This window comes from Stenotrophomonas sp. YJH_SMC_46 (genome assembly GCF_059370315.1).
In genome coordinates this window covers 692674-706242 of the sequence record NZ_JCAFTO010000001.1, presented here as the reverse complement: position 1 = coordinate 706242, position 13569 = coordinate 692674, and the positions used below count along the sequence as shown (strand labels likewise).

Annotated in this window: 14 protein-coding genes; 5 read left to right on the top strand and 9 right to left on the bottom strand. The window is 66.3% G+C overall.

Translation table 11 applies throughout. From position 1 onward, the window contains the following. Window position 1 precedes the first annotated feature (1 nt). Both AC5P8C_RS03260 and purB read right to left on the bottom strand, forming a co-directional pair. On the bottom strand, window positions 2-1417 hold the full coding sequence (locus AC5P8C_RS03260; RefSeq protein WP_019660408.1) for a ribosomal protein uL16 3-hydroxylase: 1416 nt from the start codon (window positions 1415-1417) through the stop codon (window positions 2-4). 740 nt (window positions 1418-2157) lie between these two features. Further along, entirely contained in the window at window positions 2158-3525 is a 1368-nt protein-coding gene (gene purB / locus AC5P8C_RS03255) for an adenylosuccinate lyase (protein WP_019660407.1), read from the bottom strand. A gap of 292 nt (window positions 3526-3817) precedes the next feature. Between purB and AC5P8C_RS03250 the strand changes: the two genes are divergently transcribed. After that, entirely contained in the window at window positions 3818-5242 is a 1425-nt protein-coding gene (locus AC5P8C_RS03250; protein ID WP_019660406.1) for a class II fumarate hydratase, read from the top strand. A 105-nt stretch (window positions 5243-5347) separates the two neighbouring features. Here AC5P8C_RS03250 and AC5P8C_RS03245 read toward each other — a convergent pair whose 3' ends face one another. From AC5P8C_RS03245 to AC5P8C_RS03215, 7 genes are all read right to left on the bottom strand, one after another. Next, entirely contained in the window at window positions 5348-5773 is a 426-nt protein-coding gene (locus tag AC5P8C_RS03245; RefSeq protein WP_032955309.1) for a hypothetical protein, read from the bottom strand. A 106-nt stretch (window positions 5774-5879) separates the two neighbouring features. Next, window positions 5880-6485 (bottom strand): YggN family protein, encoded by a 606-nt coding sequence (locus tag AC5P8C_RS03240; RefSeq protein WP_019660404.1) that lies wholly within the window; start codon window positions 6483-6485, stop codon window positions 5880-5882. A 29-nt stretch (window positions 6486-6514) separates the two neighbouring features. Continuing rightward, entirely contained in the window at window positions 6515-7402 is an 888-nt protein-coding gene (locus AC5P8C_RS03235) for a DUF4097 family beta strand repeat-containing protein (RefSeq protein WP_019660403.1), read from the bottom strand. Window positions 7403-7426: 24 nt separating this feature from the next. After that, window positions 7427-8455: an ABC-2 transporter permease gene (locus tag AC5P8C_RS03230; protein WP_019660402.1), complete on the bottom strand. Its 1029-nt coding sequence runs from the start codon at window positions 8453-8455 to the stop codon at window positions 7427-7429. Next, complete coding sequence (locus AC5P8C_RS03225; protein WP_019660401.1) at window positions 8452-9327, bottom strand: ABC transporter ATP-binding protein; 876 nt, start codon at window positions 9325-9327, stop codon at window positions 8452-8454. Before AC5P8C_RS03225 ends, AC5P8C_RS03230 begins: the two co-directional genes overlap by 4 nt. Next, on the bottom strand, window positions 9327-9686 hold the full coding sequence (locus AC5P8C_RS03220) for a GntR family transcriptional regulator (protein ID WP_006453095.1): 360 nt from the start codon (window positions 9684-9686) through the stop codon (window positions 9327-9329). Before AC5P8C_RS03220 ends, AC5P8C_RS03225 begins: the two co-directional genes overlap by 1 nt. A 2-nt stretch (window positions 9687-9688) precedes the next feature. Next, window positions 9689-9934 carry a hypothetical protein gene (locus tag AC5P8C_RS03215; RefSeq protein ID WP_032955307.1) on the bottom strand — a complete coding sequence of 82 codons (246 nt, stop codon included), beginning with the start codon at window positions 9932-9934 and terminating at the stop codon, window positions 9689-9691. A 365-nt stretch (window positions 9935-10299) separates the two neighbouring features. On the opposite strand from AC5P8C_RS03215, the gene AC5P8C_RS03210 reads away from it, so the two are divergent. The 4 genes from AC5P8C_RS03210 to AC5P8C_RS03195 all read left to right on the top strand — a co-directional run bounded on the left by AC5P8C_RS03210 (window position 10300) and on the right by AC5P8C_RS03195 (window position 13566). Then, window positions 10300-10887, top strand: a complete 588-nt coding sequence (locus AC5P8C_RS03210; protein WP_019660400.1) for a glutathione peroxidase — start codon at window positions 10300-10302, stop codon at window positions 10885-10887. Window positions 10888-10983: 96 nt separating this feature from the next. After that, window positions 10984-11961: an FKBP-type peptidyl-prolyl cis-trans isomerase gene (locus AC5P8C_RS03205; RefSeq protein WP_019660399.1), complete on the top strand. Its 978-nt coding sequence runs from the start codon at window positions 10984-10986 to the stop codon at window positions 11959-11961. Window positions 11962-11984: 23 nt separating this feature from the next. Further along, window positions 11985-13334, top strand: a complete 1350-nt coding sequence (locus tag AC5P8C_RS03200; protein ID WP_019660398.1) for a UDP-glucose dehydrogenase family protein — start codon at window positions 11985-11987, stop codon at window positions 13332-13334. Beyond that, on the top strand, window positions 13327-13566 hold the full coding sequence (locus AC5P8C_RS03195; RefSeq protein ID WP_019660397.1) for a SlyX family protein: 240 nt from the start codon (window positions 13327-13329) through the stop codon (window positions 13564-13566). The genes AC5P8C_RS03200 and AC5P8C_RS03195 overlap by 8 nt, the downstream gene beginning before the upstream one ends. Window positions 13567-13569 lie beyond the last annotated feature (3 nt).

Sequence of the window (13569 nt, the reverse complement as noted above, 5' to 3'; positions counted from 1 at the left end):
CTCAGGCGCGACCGTCGTCGCTGTCGTCTTCGTCGTGATCCTCGAAGTTGACGATGACCTCGATGCCGTCGTCGTGCACGGTCACGGTGTGGACATCGTCGGACACCGCGTCGGCGTCGATCGCGTCGACACGGTCACGGCCTTCAACCACTTCGCCGAGCACCACGGCGTCTTCGCCGTCATCCTCATCTTCAGCGTCATACACCTCGTTCGGATCGATCAGCTGGAACACGCCACCGGCCAACAGCTGCTGGACCACCGCGCGGCCCTTGTCGGACAGGCCGCGATAGGCGGCGGCATCGAGCTGCTCGGCGCCGGCGAGGCGCTGCGCGTCCTTCACCGGCAGCGCGAAGTCCTGGCCGCTGACGTACAGGCTGGCGCCACGCTTGGCCCGGCGCCAGGCCAGGCGCGCCCAGGGGTGACGCTGCAGCAGCAGGCCCGAGGCCAGGGCCTGGACCACTTCCTCCGGTGCGGGAGCGGCCTGGTGAGCCATCACTTCGCCGGCGGCGCGGTAGGTGGTGATGAAACGGCCGAACCAGTCACCCAGCTTGTCCGGGTCGTTCATGCGGATGGCGTTGAGCGCGGTGATCACCCGCGCCATCGCCACCGTGTCGATCTCGTTCGGGTCGGCCGGCACCTTCAGGTCGGCATCCTGATAGCGGATGTTCTCGTCGGCATCGGCAATCAGGGTGTCCAGGTAGTCGCTGATCAGCTCGGCCGAGGACGGCGCACGCATGCCGAAGGAGAAGGTCAGGCAGGGGTCTTCGGCGACGCCGTGGTGCGGCACGTTCGGCGGCAGGTAGAGCATGTCGCCCGGCGCCAGCACCCAGTCGTGGGTGGGCTTGAACACCTTCAGCAGCTTCAGCTCCACGTCCGGGCGGAAGCCCAGCGGCGGCTGCCTGCCCTTGATCGATTCGCTGGCATCGATCTGCCAGCGGCGATGGCCGTGGGCCTGCAGCAGGAACACGTCGTACTGGTCGACATGGGCGCCGACCGAGCCGCCGGTGGCGGCGAAGCTGATCATCACGTCATCCATGCGCCAGCGCGGCAGGAAGCTGAAGTGCTCGATCAGGGCGCGCACGTCCGGGTCCCACTTGTCCACGTCCTGCACCAGCAGGGTCCAATCGTGGTCGGGCAGGGCGGGGAACACGTCTTCCTGGAACGGGCCGGTGCGCACGCGCCAGCCGTCCTGGGTCTTGTCGTGCTCGATCAGGCGCGCCAGCACGCCTTCCTCGCAGGCCAGCCCGGCCAGGTCTTCCGGCTGCACCGGGGTCTGGAAATTGGGGAAGGCGTTGCGGATCAGCAGCGGGCGTTTCTGCCAGAAGTCGCGCAGGAAGGTGGCCGGCGCCATGCCCAGCGGCTGGCCGGGGCGGGCGGTGACTTCGATCAGGGGGGCGGAGGACTTGCGGGCGGCCATGGGGGAATCCTTGCAGCGGAAAGCGGGAGGGGCGGCGTGGCGGGCCGCCAAGGGTTCCATTGTCCGCCGTTCGTCGGGATTGCGCACGTGCGGTGGTTTGTCGCGGGGTGTCCGGCCAACGGCGGAGCCCCTCGTGGCGGGGTTTGGGTTGGTCGCTGAAAGCAAAAGCCGGGTTTGGCCGGGCGGGTGGGCTGCGCGGGGGACGCTGCAAGTACGTCCCTGTAAGCTTGGCCGCCGCATCCATGCGGCGGACACCCCCGCGCAGCCCACCCGCCCGGCCCCTGACAATTTCCTGTGCGGCCCGCCACGGAATGGAAGAAGAAGATGAAAGGCAACGGCGGGTCGCGCGCTGCGCTTGCTTGTGTAGAGCCGAGCCCACGCTCGGCTTGCTGTTGCCCACGCCCAAAAGCAGCCGAGCACGGGCTCGGCTCTACAAAAGACCCTCAAACAAAGACGGACGCGGCGAAGCCGCGTCCCTCTTTCAAATTCTGCCCCGACAACCCCACGCTCTTCGATCCGTCACCGGAAATCTGTCAGAGGTGGGGCGGGAGGGGTCAGCGGGACCGTTGGCGCCATGGATGGCGCCATCGAGCCCCCATGGATGGGTTTACGGCGTGTCCCGCTGGCCCCTCCCGGCCCGCCCAGCTAGCAGCAATCCAGAGCCGCTCTTGACGTTGCTATTGCTGTTGCCGTTGCCTGCCGCAGGCAGCGCCCGCGGCCGCCGCCGCAACGGAAACCTCTTAGATCTTCTTCGCCAGTGACTCGGCCAGGCCGGTGTAGCTGCCCGGGGTCATCTCCAGCAGGCGCTGCTTCGCATCCGCCGGCAGCTCCAGCCCCTGCACGAATGCACGCATCGACTCGGCCGTGATGCCCTGGCCGCGGGTCAGCGCCTTCAGCTGCTCGTACGGGTTCGGCAGGCCATGGCGGCGCATCACCGTCTGCACGGCCTCGGCCAGCACTTCCCAGGCCGCGTCCAGATCGGCATCCAGGCGCTGCGGGTTCACTTCCAGCTTGCCCAGGCCCTTGGCCAGCGAATCCAGCGCCACCTGGCTGTGGCCGAACGCGGTGCCCAGTGCACGCAGCACGGTGGAATCGGTCAGGTCACGCTGCCAGCGGCTGATCGGCAGCTTCGCGCTGAAGTGCTCGAACAGCGCGTTGGCGATGCCGAAGTTGCCTTCGGCATTCTCGAAATCGATCGGGTTGACCTTGTGCGGCATCGTCGACGAGCCGACTTCGCCTTCCTTCAGGCGCTGCTTGAAATAGCCCAGCGAGATGTAGCCCCAGATGTCGCGGGCCAGATCGATCAGGATGATGTTGGCGCGGCGTGCGGCATCGCCGATCTCGGCCACGTTGTCGTGCGGCTCGATCTGCGTGGTGTACGGGTTGAATACCAGGCCCAGGCCGGTCACGAAGCGCTCGGCGAAGGCCGGCCAGTCCACGTCCGGGTAGCTGGCCACGTGGGCGTTGTAGTTGCCGACGGCACCGTTGATCTTGCCGGTCAGTTCGACCGCGGCGATCTGCCGGCGCTGGCGTTCCAGGCGAGCGACCACGTTGGCCAGTTCCTTGCCCAAAGTGGTCGGCGAGGCGGTCTGGCCGTGGGTGCGCGACAGCATCGGCTGGCCGGCCTGGGCGTGGGCCAGGGTGCGCAGGGTGCTGGCGATGCCGTCCAGGGTCGGCAGCAGCACCTCGCGGCGGGCCTGTTCCAGCATCAGGCCGTAGCTGAGGTTGTTGATGTCTTCGCTGGTGCAGGCGAAATGCACGAATTCCAGCGCCGGCGCCAGCTCGGCGTCATCCTTCAGCTGTTCCTTGATGAAGTACTCCACCGCCTTGACGTCATGGTTGGTGGTGCGCTCGATCTCCTTCACGCGCGCGGCCTGGGCCGGGCTGAAGCGGGCGGCCAGGTCGCGCAGGCGGGCGACGGCGGCGTCGGAGAACGGCGCCAGTTCGACGATGCCCGGTTCGGCGGCCAGCGCCAGCAGCCATTCCACCTCGACCGTGATGCGGGCCTTGATCAGGCCGTATTCGGAGAAGATCGGGCGCAGCGCGTCGACCTTGCCGGCATAGCGGCCATCGAGCGGGGACAGGGCGAGCAGGGCGGAATCGGACATGTCGGCAGGGCTGGGACGAGCGGCGGGGCCGATATTCTACGACGTGCCGGCGGGGCGTGCCCTGTAGAGCCGAGCCCACGCTCGGCTGCTTCAGAGAATCCGGCGCCCTGCGGGAAGCCGAGCATGGGCTCGGCTCTACAACACGGCCCTGCGGACGGAACGTTCTGGCCCGTCCTCGTCATCCCACGCTGCGGGCAAGGGAGTATCGTTGGCGCAGCCGCCAGCCCGGGAAGCGACACCCTGCCAGCCGCCGCTTCCCTTTCCCCAACTGAAGTAGTGCGGAGTTGATGCAATGAGCAAAGCTGCAAGCAAGGGTTTCAGAATCGAACACGACAGCATGGGCGAGCTGCAGGTGCCTGCGGACGCCCTGTGGGGCGCCCAGACCCAGCGTGCCGTGCAGAATTTCCCGGTGTCGGGCCAGCGCATGCCGCGCGGTTTCATCCGTGCCCTGGGCCTGGTCAAGGGCGCTGCCGCCGGCGTCAACGCCGAGCTGGGCCACCTGCCGAAGAACGTGGCCAAGGCCATCCAGACCGCTGCTGCCGAAGTGGCCGCCGGCAACTGGGACGCGCACTTCCCGATCGACGTCTACCAGACCGGTTCGGGCACGTCGTCGAACATGAATGCCAATGAGGTCATCGCCACCCTGGCCAACCGTGCCGGCAAGGCGGGCAAGACCACCGTGCATCCCAATGACCACGTCAACCAGGGGCAGAGCTCCAACGACGTGATCCCGACCGCGCTGCGCGTGTCGGCGGTGCTGGCGACGCACGAACAGCTGCTGCCGGCGCTGGTGCACCTGCGCAAGACCCTCGACAAGAAGGGCCGCAGCCTGCGCAAGGTGGTCAAGACCGGCCGTACCCACCTGATGGACGCGATGCCACTGACCTTCGAGCAGGAGTTCGGCGCATGGTCGGCGCAGCTGGCCTCGGCGCAGGAGCGCATCGAAGACAGCCTCAAGCGCGTGCGCCGCCTGCCGCTGGGTGGCACCGCCATCGGCACCGGCATCAACGCCGACCCGCGTTTTGGCGCGCAGGTAGCCAAGGCACTGAAGCAACAGACCGGTTTCAAGTTCGACAGCGCCGAGAACAAGTTCGAAGGCCTGGCCGCGCAGGACGATGCAGTGGAGTTGTCCGGCCAGCTCAATGCACTGGCGGTGGCGCTGATCAAGATCGCCAATGATCTTCGCTGGATGAACGCCGGTCCGCTGGCCGGGCTGGGCGAGATCGAACTGCCGGCACTGCAGCCGGGCAGCTCGATCATGCCGGGCAAGGTCAACCCGGTGATTCCGGAAGCAACCGTGATGGCGTGCGCGCAGGTGATTGGCCACCACACCGCGATCACCGTGGCCGGGCAGACCGGCAACTTCCAGCTCAACGTCACCCTGCCGCTGATTGCGGTGAACCTGCTGGATGGCATCGGCCTGCTGGCCAATGTGTCGCGGCTGCTGGCCGACAGCGCGATTGCCGGGCTGAAGGTGCGCCAAGACCGTGTTGCCGAGGCGCTGTCGCGCAATCCCATCCTGGTCACGGCGCTGAACCCGATCATCGGCTACGAGAAGGCAGCGGCCATTGCCAAGCGTGCCTACAAGGAACAGCGCCCGGTGCTGGACGTAGCGCTGGAAGACAGCGGCCTGCAGGAAGCGGAACTGCGCCGCCTGCTGGACCCCACCGCGCTGACTGCCGGTGGCATCCACGCGGGGGGCGGTGGCGGCGGTTGATGCGCCGGTCGTAGGGCCGAGCCCATGCTCGGCTGCTTCCTGGACCTGAGCCGGGCATGGGCTCGGCTCTACAAGAGGAAACGCCGCCCAGGGGGCGGCGTTTTTTCAGCGGCGGTCGGCGACGATGTTGCCGAAGGTGTCGGTGTAGTCCTTGAACTCGGGGATGCGCTGGACCAGGTCGGACGGGATCACTTCCATGCCTTCCGGCGGCTGGATCTTCACCGGTTGCATGTTGGGATCGGCCGGGGCGGCGACCAGGGTGTTCTGGCGCAGTACTTGCAGCCGGCCGAACATCGTCTGCAGCATCTGCTTCTGCCCTTCGTCGAGCGGGATCTGGATCTCGTCCACCTTCATCGTGCCATCGCCGAGGATGATGATGTTCGGTGCCGGCGGGCGACGCACGGTCACCATCCCTTCGCTGACGGAAATCTTGGGCTTGCCGCGCTCGGCGCGGTGGTTGCGGTAATCCTTGTCACAGCCGACCAGGCCCAGGCAGAGCAGGGCGGCCAGCAGCAGGAACAACTTCTTCATGGCATTCGGTTCGGGGGCGTCCGGGGCCGACATTGTAAGCCGGTCGGCACGTTACGGCCGGCAGCGGGGCGCCGCTGCCGGCCGGGTGTGCTGATCTGTCACAGGCCTAGCGCTGGACCACGGTGTCCTTGCCGCAGTCGTCGACGTCACTCTGGTCCATCGTGGCGTACGGCTTGAACGCGGGCAGCGATGCGGCCAGCGCCTGCTGGCTGGCCAGCATCGCCGGCATGCGGTTGCAGATGCGCTTGGCCTGGGCTTCGATCTTCTCCGCCTCGGCATTGATCCGCTTCTCGATGCCCTCGCTGTCGCCGCTGAAGATGCCCTTCAGGGCCTCTCCGGCAGCACTGGCGCCGAGCTTGGCACCGGCCAGGCCGACATCCATGCCGTCCATTGCAATGGCAACGACGTGGCCGCGGTATTCCAGCAGCTGCCGGCGCTGGGCCTCATCAGCCGGCACTTCCTTGCCGCCGATCAGCAGCCGCCCGTCCGGCGTGATCTCCGCACGCGGCTGCTTGTCGGCCGAGATCTTGATGTTGCCCTGGGCGATGTCCTTGCGGGCATCGTCCATGGCCTCCTTGACCGTCTGGCCGACCCCGCTGGTCGCCTCGGCCACGCTTTTGCCGACGGTGGTATCAGGCGTGGAGGACGTGCCGCCGCAGGCGATCAGCGGCAGGCACAGCAGGGTGGCAGGCAGCACGCGCAGCAGATTCATGGCAGTGTCCTCGATCGGTCCGGTGGCGGTTACTTTTTGCGGGGCAGGGTGACGGTGCCGCTGACGTTGCGGTGGCCCACGTCGCCGCTGCCGCTGTGGTCGACGGTCAGGCTGCCGCGCACGCCATCGACCTGGATGTCACCCGAGCCGTGGCTGCGCACATGCACGCTGCCGCCGATGTCGGACAGGTCGACATCGCCGGAGCCGACCACGCCGACCTCGACGTTGCCCTGCACGCGCTTGAACCCGACGTCGCCGGACCCGACGGTGTCCAGCCGGGCGTTGCCGCGGACATCGCTGAGCTTCAGGTCACCCGAACCCACCGTGCCGGTGACCGCATCGCCGCCGATGTTGCGTGCCTTGACGTCGCCAGAGCCCAGCGACAGCAGGTTCAGCGAGCTGCCGCCGTCGATGTCCAGGTCACCCGAGCCCACCGCTGCGTGGATGCTGCCACGGGTGCCACGGATGATGGCATCACCGGAGCCGACATCCACGCTCAGCGACTGCGCGTTGTCCACACTGGCATCGCCGGAACCGACCTTCAGCTGCAGGGGCAGGTTGTCCGGCACGCTGCCACGGATGTCCAGCCAGGCATAGCTGCTGCCCAGGCTGATGCCGCTGTCGCGGCCTTCGCGGCGCAGGCTGACCACCAGCTTGTCGCCTTCCTTCCGCTGATCCAGCACCAGCTGGTCCAACCATTCCTGGCTGGAGGCGCAGGCGCGACCATCCAGCTGGCCACCGCCCTTGCTGGCGACCACCTTCAGGTCATGCTGGTTCACCTCGAACACCACCGCCTTGGCGCCGGATGTCTCCAGCTTCAACGTACGGGCAGCGGTGAACTTGCAGTTAGGGGCATCGGCGGCCAGCGCCGACAGCGGCAACAGCAACAACGCAGAACAGGCGAGCAGGGAACGCATGGTGATGCCTCCAGGTGGATGGGATCAGATCTCGCCGGCGCGCTTGCGCAGGCGGATGGCGAGGAAGATGAACACTGCACCGACGGCCGCACCGATCCACAGCTCCGGCATCGCCAGCGACTTCAGCTGCGAGGCAGGGGACATCAGGCTGACCACCGAGTCCAGATCTCGGCGCGACCCTTCACCTGCGCCGAGGCGATACAGCAGGTCCATGCCGGGTACGCCGCCCAGCAGCAGGCGGCCGACGATGTTCTGCCAGAACCAGCCGGTGGTCAGACCGAACAGCGGCATGATCTTGGTGGTGCTGACGATGACGCCGGCAAACAGCGGCAGCATCACCGCCCACAGGAACGGCTTGCTCTTGGCCCAGGCCGAGCACAGCAGCAGCCAGCCGGCGGTGGGCAGGGCCCACAGCGCGTAGACCGGAATCCAGCTCAGGTGGCCGGCAGCCAGGGTCAACGGGCTGGCCGGGCCCCAGATCAGGGTCATCGGGCTGCCACCGTGCATCAGCGCGACGATGCTGATGACCAGCATGAAGCCGAGCATGGTGATGATGCCAGCGATCACCGCGATCAGCGGGGCCACGATCAGCGCACTGATCAGCTTGGACAGCACCGTCTGGGTGTCCGACAGCGGCAGCGACTTCCAGAACAGGATGCTGCGGTCGCGGCGGTCATCGTACAGGGCGCCCAGGCAGTAGAAGAACACCACGAAGGCCAGGACCAGAAATGGCCACGCCGAGCTGAGCACGAGGGTCAGGTCGAGGCCGTTACCGAGATCGGCCAGGTCCTTGGCACTGATGTCGCGGGTGAGCAGCGCCAGGTCCAGGCCATTGATGTTCACATCTTCGCCGTCGATGTGCAGGCCGCCGTCGCGCGCGGCACGATGCAGCGCGAACAGGCCGAACGCGATGCCGATGGTGCTCATCACCAGCGAGATCAGTCCGGCGATCAACGGTGCATAGAGGAAGCCGCCGCGGTTCTCCCAATACTCGCGCTTGAGCAGCCAGCGCAGGGTGCCGATCGGGCTGACGGGGTGGTTGACGGCGTTCATGCGTAGGTCCCCTTCATGATGGCGACGAACAGGTCGGCCAGGCCCGGGATGCGGGTCTCGCCGAGGGAGGAAAGCTGGGCGCGCGGCACGCCATCGAACAGCATCACCGTCTTGCCGAACGCCAGGCTGCGCTCGTCGATCGGCTTCAATGCGCGGGCGGTGTCCAGCTGTTCGGCATTGACCAGCAGCTCGGTATAGCGCTGGCCGACGTCGTCCATTTCAGCGTCGAGCACGATGCGGCCATCACGGATGAACATGACGTCGCTGAGGATATGCTCGATTTCCTCCACCTGGTGGGTAGTGACGATGATCGTCTTCTGTTCGTCGAAGTAGTCTTCCAGCAGGCGCTGGTAGAACTCCTTGCGGTACAGGATGTCCAGGCCCAGTGTCGGCTCGTCCAGCACCAGGATGCGGGCATCGATGGCCATCACCAGCGCCAGGTGCAGCTGCACGATCATGCCCTTGGACAGCTCCCGCACGCGCTGCTTCGGCTGCAGCTTGGTGTTGGCCAGGAAGCGTTCGCAACGGGCGCGGTCGAAGCGCGGGTGAACGCCAGCGACGAAGTCGATCGCTTCGCGGACCTTCAACCAGCGCGGCAGCACGGCGACATCAGCGATGAAGCAGATGTCATTCATCAGTTCGTCGCGGTGCAGTCGCGGGTCACGCCCGAGCACGCTCAGGTCCCCCTCCACCGAGGTCAGGCCAAGAATGGCCTTCAGCGCGGTGGTCTTGCCGGCGCCATTGGGCCCGATCAGGCCGACGATGCGCCCGCTTGGGATGCTGAAGCTGGCGTTGTCGAGGGCAACCGTGGTCTTGTAGGCCTTGCGCAGGCCTCGGGCGGTGATGACCGCTTCACTTGCAGTGCTCTTCATCAGACTTTCCCCTGGGGCAGCAATTCGTCGAGGCTCAGGCCCAGGCGCTGGATGCGCTCCAGGACCGCCGGCCATTCTTCGTTGAGGAAACGGTCGCGCTCGCTGCTTCGCAGCTGCGTAGCCGCCTGCTCGGTCATGAACATGCCCAGGCCGCGGCGCTTCTCCACCAGGCCTTCGTCAGCCAGTTCCTGGTAGGCGCGCGAAACGGTGATGGGGTTGAGTTGATAGTCGGCGGCCACCTGGCGCACCGAAGGCAGGGCATCGCCCGGCTTGAGGATTCCGTCGAGCATCATGGCGATCACGCGCTCCTTCAACTGACGGTAGATGGGAGCGCCGTCGCTCCACTGGATGTCGCTCATGTTCAGCTCCGTGGGATCAGCGGCTGGGCGAACGAGAAATACGGCATGGACAGCGCGCTGTGCAGCCGACGCGGGGGAGGGGGGGAGGAGGGGGTGGCATTCCCTGCCGGGGAGAGCGTCGCGTCCTGCGCACTTTCGGCAGCGGCAGAAGCAGGGGCGGTGGGCGTGGCCCACCAGGCCAGCACGAGCAGGGTCGAAACAGCGACGGCCGCGTGTGCGGTGAGGTTGCGACGGATCCGGACGTTCATGGCTTCCCCCTGTCTCAGGTGACTGGTGTTGTATGCAACTATAACACCGGCACGCCGGGGTGCAAGCCCCCACATCACCCAACTGATGGCAGGGGCGGTCAAGAACGCGCCATATCCATCCAGGCAATTGATAATAAAGGAAAAATTGGTTGGTGAAACCGGCTTCCCTGACCGCCTTCCATTCAGTCACGTCAATCCTATGTCAATGACGACGCGCCGCGGCCGTTTCCCACAGGCTGTCGCCAAGCCCGGCAAAGCTGTGCCACGGCGGGGCCGACAGGTGCCACAGGGCCCGGTGCTATAGTTCGGCCGATTCCCGGCCGATGCTGGCCGGACCCTTGAAACGGCTATTGCGGAACGTTCCCATGCCCCTGTCGACCGCCTTCCCGCACCGCTTCCGCGGCCTGTCCCTGTTGACTCTGCTGGCCCTCGGCCTGGCAGCCTCGGCCAATGCGCTGGCCGCCGACCTGCTCGACGTCAGCTACCGGCCGCTGGCTGGCAAGCAGCAGGTCAACCTGCAGCAGCGCTACCACGGCCAGGTGCTGCTGGTGGTCAATACCGCCAGCAAGTGTGGCTATACCCCTCAGTACGAAGGCCTGGAGGCGCTGCACAGGCAGTACGCCGGCAAGGGCTTCGCGGTGCTCGGCTTCCCGTCCAACGATTTCAAGGGCCAGGAGCCCGGTGACGAGAAGCAGATCCAGGACTTCTGCACCCTGACCTACGGCGTCAGGTTCCCGATGTTCGAGAAAGTGCATGTGGTCGGTCCGCAGGCCACGCCGCTGTACCAGCGGCTGACCGCAGCGACCGGCGTTGCGCCGGCCTGGAACTTCCACAAGTACCTCGTGGGCCGCGATGGCAAGGTCATCGCCCAGTTCGCCAGCAAGGTGACGCCGGACGATCCGCAGCTGATCGCGGCCATCGACAAGGCGCTGGCGGCCGCCGCCACGCATTGATATCCGGCACGCATGCCTCGACATCGACGGCATGCGTGCGACAATGATCCTTTTCGCGCCGACGTCGGCGCCCAGACACTTCCAGGAATGCAGCGAATGAAGATGGGAATGCGCGGCGCCGCGGCGTCGGTTCTGATTCTGGCGATGGGCACTTCGGGTGTCGCTCTGTCGCAACAACCGGCTGCCCCCGCAGCCGCCAAGGAGACCGCAACCTTGAATTCCCCCAAGCAGAAGCTGGGCTACGCCATCGGCCTGGACGTGGCCAAGTCGTTCACTCCGATCGCCGATGAGATCGACGTGGCCGCGCTGCGCACCGCCGTGGAGCGTTCGTTCGAAGGCCTGCAGCCGCAGATCACCCAGGAACAGGCCAAGGCCACCGACGCGGCCCTGCGCCAGGTCGTGATGGCCCGCAGCGGCCAGCAGGTGCCGGGCGTGGCGCCGGGTTCGCAGCCGCCGAAGGTCGACCGCGTCAAGGTCTCGCAGATGATCGGTTCCTACTCGGTGGGCCCGTCGCTGGCGCAGCTGAAGGATGACATCGACGTCGCCTCGCTGTTTGACGCGATCAGCACCGGCCTGAGCAAGGGACAGCCGAAGATGACGGAAGCTGACGCGACCGCCACCATTCAGGCCTTCATGGGCAGCAAGCAGGCCGAAATGCAGGCCAAGGCCGCCGCCGCTGCGCAGACCAACCGCGAGGAAGGCAATGCGTTCCTGGCCAAGAACAAGACCCAGCCGGGCGTGGTGACCACCGCGTCGGGCCTGCAGTACCAGGTGATCCGCCCGGGTAGCGGCGAGCGTCCGCTGCCGAGCAGCAAGGTGCGCGTGAACTACGAAGGCAAGCTGCTCAACGGCACCGTGTTCGACAGTTCCTACGGCCGCCAGCCGGCTGAGTTCGGCCTGGACCAGGTGATCAAGGGCTGGACCGAAGGCGTTGCGCTGATGCCGGTCGGTTCGAAGTACCGCTTCTGGATCCCGGGCGAACTCGCCTACGGTGAGAACGGCACTCCCGGCGGCCCGATCGGCCCGAACGCGACTTTGACGTTCGACGTCGAGCTGCTGGGCGTCCTGCCGTAAGTCATCGAGGAGCGAATACGGATATGCGCGTTGCGATTTTTGGTACGGGTTACGTTGGACTGGTGACCGGTACCTGCCTGGCCGATGTCGGTCATCAGGTGGTCTGCGTCGATATCGACCAGGCCAAGGTAGATGGCCTCAACCAGGGCGTCATTCCCATCTATGAGCCTGGCCTGGAGCCGATGGTGAAGGCCAACCACGCCGCGTCGCGGCTGGCATTCACTACCGATGCCGCGTCGGCGATCGCGCATGGCCAGGTAGTGTTCATCGCCGTTGGTACCCCGCCGGACGAGGATGGCAGCGCCGATCTGCAGTACGTGCTGGCCGTTGCCCGTACCATCGGCCGGCACATGAGCGTGCCCACCGTGGTGGTCAACAAGTCGACGGTGCCGGTGGGTACCGCCGACAAGGTGCGCGCCGCCATTGCCGAAGAGCTGGCCGCGCGTGGCGCGGACATCACCTTCGACGTGGTGTCCAATCCGGAATTCCTGAAGGAAGGCGACGCAGTCGCCGATTGCATGCGCCCGGACCGCATCATCATCGGTGCGACCAGCGATGAGTCGGTAGCGGTAATGCGCCGCCTGTACGCGCCGTTCAACCGCAACCACGACCGCGTGGTCGAGATGGACGTGCGTTCGGCCGAGCTGACCAAGTACGCCGCCAATGCGATGCTGGCAACCAAGATTTCATTCATGAACGAAATCGCCAACATTGCCGAACGCGTCGGTGCCGACGTCGAGCAGGTCCGCCAGGGCATCGGCTCGGACCCGCGCATCGGCTGGCACTTCATCTACCCGGGCGCCGGCTACGGCGGCTCGTGCTTCCCGAAGGACGTGCAGGCATTGGCCCGTACCGCCCAGCAGCATGGCCTGGAGCCGAAGCTGCTCAATGCAGTGGAAGCGGTCAACGATGCACAGAAGGGCCATCTGTTCGCCCTCATCCAGCGTCATTACGACAAGGGCGAGGACGAAGGGGTGCGCGGCAAGACCTTCGCCGTGTGGGGCCTGGCCTTCAAGCCGAACACTGATGACATGCGTGAAGCTTCCAGCCGTCGCCTGCTGGCGCAGCTGTGGGAAGGCGGTGCCACGGTGCGTGCCTACGATCCGGAAGCAATGCACGAATCGCAGCGCATCTTCGGCGAACGCGATGACCTGGTGTTCTGCAGCAATGCTGACGAAGCGCTGCAGGGCGCGGACGCCCTGGTCGTGGTGACCGAGTGGAAGCAGTTCCGCAGTCCCGATTTCCAGAAGCTGCGCGAGCAGCTGAAGGACGCGGTGGTGTTCGACGGCCGCAACCTCTATGAGCCGGCCGAAGTGGAAGCCGCCGGCCTGGCGTACTACGGCATCGGCCGGGGGCGTTCGCTGCATGTCTGATCTACCGACCGAACGTGAGCAGGCGCTGGAAGCGCGCCTGGTCGAGTTGGAGATGCGCGTGTCCTTCCAGGAACAGGCGCTGGCCGAGTTGAGCGATGCGCTGGCTGATGCCCGCATGCAGGGCATGCGCAATGCCGATGTGCTGCGCGTCCTGCTGGAGGACCTGGGCAAGGTCCGCAACGCACTGAATTCTTCCGATCCGGCGAGCGAACCGCCGCCGCCGCACTACTGATCC